At 70.1% G+C, this 5,416-nt stretch carries 7 protein-coding genes and 1 pseudogene; 5 read left to right on the top strand and 3 right to left on the bottom strand.

The window, feature by feature from the left end:
* Positions 1-422: 422 nt before the first annotated feature.
* The 5 genes from J2W20_RS19145 (at position 423) to J2W20_RS19125 (ending at position 2,205) form a co-directional block, all read left to right on the top strand.
* Entirely contained in the window at positions 423-845 is a 423-nt protein-coding gene (locus tag J2W20_RS19145; RefSeq protein WP_307008734.1) for a hypothetical protein, read from the top strand.
* On the top strand, positions 842-1,060 hold the full coding sequence (locus J2W20_RS19140) for a hypothetical protein (RefSeq protein ID WP_307008733.1): 219 nt from the start codon (positions 842-844) through the stop codon (positions 1,058-1,060). The genes J2W20_RS19145 and J2W20_RS19140 overlap by 4 nt, the downstream gene beginning before the upstream one ends.
* Positions 1,061-1,069: 9 nt before the next feature.
* On the top strand, positions 1,070-1,276 hold the full coding sequence (locus tag J2W20_RS19135; protein WP_307008732.1) for a hypothetical protein: 207 nt from the start codon (positions 1,070-1,072) through the stop codon (positions 1,274-1,276).
* A gap of 92 nt (positions 1,277-1,368) precedes the next feature.
* Positions 1,369-1,707: a hypothetical protein gene (locus J2W20_RS19130; protein ID WP_307008731.1), complete on the top strand. Its 339-nt coding sequence runs from the start codon at positions 1,369-1,371 to the stop codon at positions 1,705-1,707.
* Between the two features lie 105 nt (positions 1,708-1,812).
* Positions 1,813-2,205, top strand: coding sequence for a VOC family protein (locus tag J2W20_RS19125; RefSeq protein WP_307008730.1), 393 nt, complete (start codon positions 1,813-1,815; stop codon positions 2,203-2,205).
* An 849-nt stretch (positions 2,206-3,054) separates the two neighbouring features.
* Here J2W20_RS19125 and J2W20_RS19120 read toward each other — a convergent pair.
* From J2W20_RS19120 to J2W20_RS19110, 3 genes and pseudogenes are all read right to left on the bottom strand, one after another.
* Positions 3,055-3,444, bottom strand: coding sequence for a DUF6308 family protein (locus J2W20_RS19120; protein WP_307008728.1), 390 nt, complete (start codon positions 3,442-3,444; stop codon positions 3,055-3,057).
* Between the two features lie 1,040 nt (positions 3,445-4,484).
* Entirely contained in the window at positions 4,485-4,859 is a 375-nt protein-coding gene (locus tag J2W20_RS19115; protein WP_307008727.1) for a response regulator, read from the bottom strand.
* A gap of 272 nt (positions 4,860-5,131) precedes the next feature.
* Positions 5,132-5,416, bottom strand: a pseudogene (locus J2W20_RS19110) (hypothetical protein); the annotation flags it as partial.

The following is a 5,416-nucleotide window of genomic DNA, read 5'->3' as shown; positions in this document are numbered from 1 at the left end:
AACGCACCACCCGCAGCCTCGGCCTCCACCGGGCAGAGGGCCACCAAGGCCTCCGCCCGGACCAACGCACCACCCGCAGCCTCGGCCTCCACCGGACAGGGCACGGATGGCCTTCGTGGTCTTCCGAGCACTTGTTCAGGATGTTACTCATGCGGACCTGTGAGCACTCGGCAGGTGGTCAATCCTCATGGTCCGGACGCGGACCATGAGGGTGGACAGCGGGTGGCCCACCCCGCGACGCTTCATCGCCCTAGCGCAGAACCGCGGTCAGGCCCAGGACCAAGGCCGACCAGGCGCGGAGGCTGCCGTGGCGGGAGATCGCGGACAGGCTCTCCATCACGAGGATCGAGGCGATCCGGCTCGCGCACGACCTGCCGGGAGTGCTCGCCGAGATCAAGGCGACGGATCACTAGGCTGTGACCGTGCCGCCGACCCCCGGCCCGAGCCCGCTCGACGTGATCGTCCACACGGACCCCGCGCCGTGGTGGCAGACGCTGGCGCCCTACGCTCCCCTGCTCGCGGCGCTCATCGCGGCCGGGATCGCGTGGCGGACCCTGAAGGAGCGGAGCCGGGCGGACAACCAGTCCGAGTGGTGGCGGCGGGCGCAGTGGGCCATCGACTCGTCCCTCTCGACGGACCCGGATCAGGCGGAACTGGGCCAGAAGGCCATCGAGGTGCTCGGCCGCAGCAAGCTCGCCACCGACGAGGAGCTCGAGCTCCTCAGGGTCGCCACCGCGGACCCGCTCGAGGTCTTCGAGGAAGAGTCCGCTGCCGGAGGCACTGGCGACGGCCCCGGGGTGGTGGACGGACCCGCAGAGGTCCCGGACAATGGAGAGACGAGATGACCGCAGAGGCGCTGAGGAGTGTGACGGTGAGCATGACCGAGAAGGCGCCAGCCCCGTCGGCCGGCAGCCCCGCCCCGGCGCGCCGCCGCACCACAAGCAGCCGTGACCGCCGCGTCCAGATCGCCGCGGCGAAGGCCAGGGTCACCCTGGACAAGCGCCTGCACGCCGAGACCCCGAAGTGGATCATCGACCTCGCCAACGAGAAGGCCAGCTAGGGCCGAGCCGTGCCTGCCCCAAGAGCGGACGGCAGGAAGCAGGCGCATTCTGATGCGCCGCACACCATCGAGCCCTCGACCCGGCCAGCGTCGGTCTCCCCCGCGGAGCGCCGGGTGCAGATCGCGGCGGCGAAGGCCCGCATCACCTTGGACCAGCGTCGCGGCATCGAGACGCCCGAGTGGATCGTCGCGCTCTCGCTGGAGGAGCGCGAATAGCGCCCGCCGATCGCAGGGGCCCTTGGGAGTGATCCCGAGGGCCCCTGCTCTGCCTGGGACCAGCACGGCGGCCTGCCGCACACATCGTGGACATGACGACCACCGTGCCCGTGCTGTCCGGCCTCACCCCGACCATGGTCGCCCTCGACGGCACCGTGGTCCGCGCCTGGGCCGACCCCGCAGCCCAGGACGGTGCCGTGCGTCCCGTGCTCGCGCACCGCGACCTTCTCGGGCTCGTCGTCGCCACGCCGGCGCTACGGGTCCTGTTCCTGGACGACGGCGCCATCCTGTTCGGCCCCTTCGGCATGATCGAGCCCCTCGGCTGGGTGCACGTCGAGCGGGTCGGGCTCAAGTGCTACGACCTGCGCGAGGCGGGCCTGCCCTTCGCCCTCGTCGGAGAGGCGGCGGTGCAGCTCCCGACTGCGGCGTGAAGCCCAGCAGCGCACTCGACGGTCTCGTCTTGTCCGCACTTTGGGGCCGGCGTACCCTGCACTCGGGATCTTGGTCGCGGGGCGCCCTTAGGAGGCGAGCCGACCATGGCCACTACAAGACTCGGACAGGCACAGGCGCAAGCGACACTGCCAGCGCAGGATCTGGGCCGGGCGCGGCGATTCTATTCAGAGCAGCTGGGACTCGAACCGGTCGAGGACACCGAGACGGGACTGACCTACGAGCTGGGGCAGGGCAGCCGCTTCCTGGTCTTCCAGAGCTCCGGCAAGCCCAGCGGTGACCATACCCAGATCGGCTTCAGCACCGAGGAGATCGAAGCGGCGGTCGAGGAGCTCCGCTCCAGAGGGGTCCAGTTCGAGGAGTACGACCTGCCCGGTCTCAAGACCGTGAACGGTGTTGCCGAGGAACCAGGGGGACGGCGCTCGGCGTGGTTCCACGACAGCGAAGGCAACCTGCTCGGGATCACCCAAGCCGCCTAGGAGACCCTTCAGAAACGCCCATCAGGGCCGCTCGCCCCGGCCCTATCGGCGCCTGCTCCGAGCTCCGCCGCCCTTGGCCGCCAGCCGGCGGTGCGCCTCGGCCAGGACCTCGTCCCGGTGGGCGGACAGCCACACGGCTGCGCCGTCCTCGTCGGCGAAGGCGCCGTCGTCCTGGGCCTCGACGGACTGGGCGATGATGTGCCCCCAGAGGGGGCCGCGCTCGATGCCGGCCTCGGCCAGGTGCGGCCCGCGCAGGAGGGTCCTGCTGACGGCCTGCTCGTTCCCGAGGCGGTCGGCGGGTCCGCAGCCAGTCGGGCAAGTGGTCCGGACCCTTCCTCGCCCCCTCGCCGCGGCCTGCCTTGTCGGCCTCCACGAGCCGCGCCCAGTCGGCCAGAGCCGGGCCGCCGTTGGCGTGGTCGAGGCGGCGCAGCATGCGCCGGACGGCGGAGTCGGACACGTCCGCCCCGTTGCCGAGAGTGTGGTGCATGTGCTCGCGGATCATGGGCAGGATCCGCTTGGCGTAGTCTGTGGGGGCGCCGATCCCTCGAGGAACTCCCGGGCCGGCGAGGCCCCGGTCTCGTGGTGGCCGGCGGTGGTGACCGAGCCGTCCTCGTGGACGACGGTGGAGTGCGTCTTGCCGAAGTCGCACCGCGCCTGACGGCACAACATGTCGGCCGCGGCGAAGGCCCGCGAGCTCGCCTACGGGTAGGCGCACAGACGGAGTCAGATGAGGTCGACGGGCGCTGGCCGCCGGCCCCTCGGCTTGTTCGGATCCGCCGCGAGGCCTGCCCGCCACGCCACGATGTCCAGGGCGCGGTGATCGGCGCCTCGGGGGCGAGGGCGGCCAGATCAGACCAGGTGCTGTGGTGGCGGACGACCCGACGTGCTGCGGCTTCGGCGCCGCGTCGAGGACGCCGAACAGCGACGCCACGCGTCGACCACGCCGTCGTCCGCATCCTCCAGTGCCACGTCCGCCGGCACATTTCCGAGCCCCTCGTTCAGGGCCGGGACCAGGGCCTGGAGCGAGTAGTAGGTGGGCACCGGGTTGCGGTGGACGTTCAGCAGGGCCGGGGCGAGCAGGTCGGCGTCCCCGAGGTCGCGCCGCCCCTTCCCGGAGCCCTCGTACGCGTCGTAGGCCGGGTAGCCCGACGGCGCTCCCCCGGGCAGCAGGTACTCCTCGACCCAGGACTGTGCCTGGTCTTCTTCGACGGGCAGTCCCCCGACCCTGAGTGCAGTCATGCCGTGACAGTAGCCAAGCCCGCGTGCGCGGCCCGGGAGATGACGGGCACATGTCGTCCGGCAGCGGAAAGGCCCCGGTGATCAGGGTCTCCGGGGCCTTCCGCTCAGGCAGGCCTTCCGCCCTAGGGCTACTCGGCGAGCTATTGAATGATTCGAGGCCTTGTCCCCGCCCGTCGGCGGGAACTGCTGTGAGCCACACATTAGCAGCACATGTGTCCGAGCGCGCAAGCCCTTCTGCGAAAAAATCTACGCATGGCGGCCGGACCACGGCGTCCTTCTCGGCGGCGTCCCACAGGACCCAGGCCTCGCGGTCCTCGTCCGGGATGATCGTCTCGTAGGCGTCCGTCATCCATGTCGGGGAGCGTGATGGACCCGGTCGCTGGGCGGTGCGCGTGCAGGCCGCCCAGTCGCGGACTCCCATCGCCTCGAGCGCGGTGCGCACGGATACGAACACCTGCTCAGTGAGCTCAACCTGCTCGGTGGCATTCTGGCAACGGTGCATGCTGGCCCTCTCGGCCGGGGTGATGTCCTGCCCCATGTGTGCGGACCGGCCGGGGCCGGTCACCGCCCTAGTTGGAGCACAAAGTCTCGGAACAGAACAAGCGTTCTGTCCATTGGGGCGCATAGCCGCGGCGACCAATGCAAACCGCCGCCCTAGGATCCGCGCCGATTTCAGCTCTGGGGGCGGCCGATGCGTGATGGTGCAGCGAGATGCGCCAGATGCTCCCGGCGGCGCGCGAAGTAGGCCAAACTCGCCCGCCCCACCGGGTTAGCCGGCCCGAGTTCGAGCAGAACATGGACCAGGGAGCTGGCCGTCGCCGATCACGACATCGAAGACGTCGAACACCCCGCCAAGGGCCTCAGGCGCCGATACCCCGCTCAGCGAAAAGCCTGTAGGCGGCCGCCTCGATCCTTGCCCATGGATCCCGTCGCTCAGCCATAGCTGCTCCCGCCATCCGGAACAGGCGAGGCGGTGCCGGGGAGACGGACCGCAGGGCTGGGGCCGCAGCGGCACCGCTTCGGCACAGCTGCTGACCTGTTCACTGGTCCTTTCCCCCCGGGCTGGGGCCCTTTTGGGCCGCAGCACGCCTGACGGCGTCGACGAGGCCATGGTCGGTGACTTCCCGGAGTACGAACTCGCAGTGTCGAGCGCCAGGGCCTTCGGCCTCGTGCGGATAGCTGACCAAGACAACGCAGCCCAGCCCGGGCACGGATTCTCGCGCCCGAAGGCAGACCTCGATGCCCCTGCCGTCAGCGATCCTCGAATCCATGACGGTCACATCCGGTCCCAGCACACGGATCCGGAACAGGGCCTGGCGCGCAGAAGTGCTCTCGCCGACCACCTGCATTCCCTCGAGTTGAAAGAGGCGCCTGATTTCCTTCCTGGCGAGCTCGTTGCTGATCAGGAGGAACACCCTCACTCCCTCGGCATGCCCTTCCCCAGCGGCCACAGTCACTCCCCAATCCCCGGGACCGCACGGCCGTGCTGGGAAGGGTCCTGCCCCCCTGCTCTGTGGGCTCCTGAGGGACCGCTCGTCACTCTCATGTTGGCCTGTTGCTCGGAGGACATGTCTGCCTCCCTGCTCGCAATTCTTCCACGTGTCAGGTGCCGGGCCTTTGCCCATCTACCGGGGTGAGCGGGAACCAGTGATGAGCGGGTCCTCGACGATGCAGACACGCCTCTTCCTCAGGGGGTAGGGCCAAGGGCCTGATGCCCCGGCCGATCGTTTCCAGTCAGCCCCTGGCGGGCAGCGAGGAGGGTCGCCGCCTCCTGCCGGGTGGTGCCGGAGGACTCGATGTGGGCCAGGGCGGGCGGGATCTCGCGGCCCTTCTTGCGCATGGCGGTGGCCCAGAGGCGGCCGGCGCGGTAGGAGGACCGGACGAGGGGTCCGCTCATGACGCCGAGGAAGCCGATCTCCTCGGCCTCCTGGGACAGCTCGACGAACTCCTCGGGCTTGACCCAGCGCTCCAC

It is taken from the genome of Sinomonas atrocyanea, from assembly GCF_030812675.1.
Lineage (GTDB): Bacteria > Actinomycetota > Actinomycetes > Actinomycetales > Micrococcaceae > Sinomonas > Sinomonas atrocyanea_B.
Note: the sequence above shows the minus strand (reverse complement) of the source record. Positions and strands in the feature narration are given on the sequence as shown.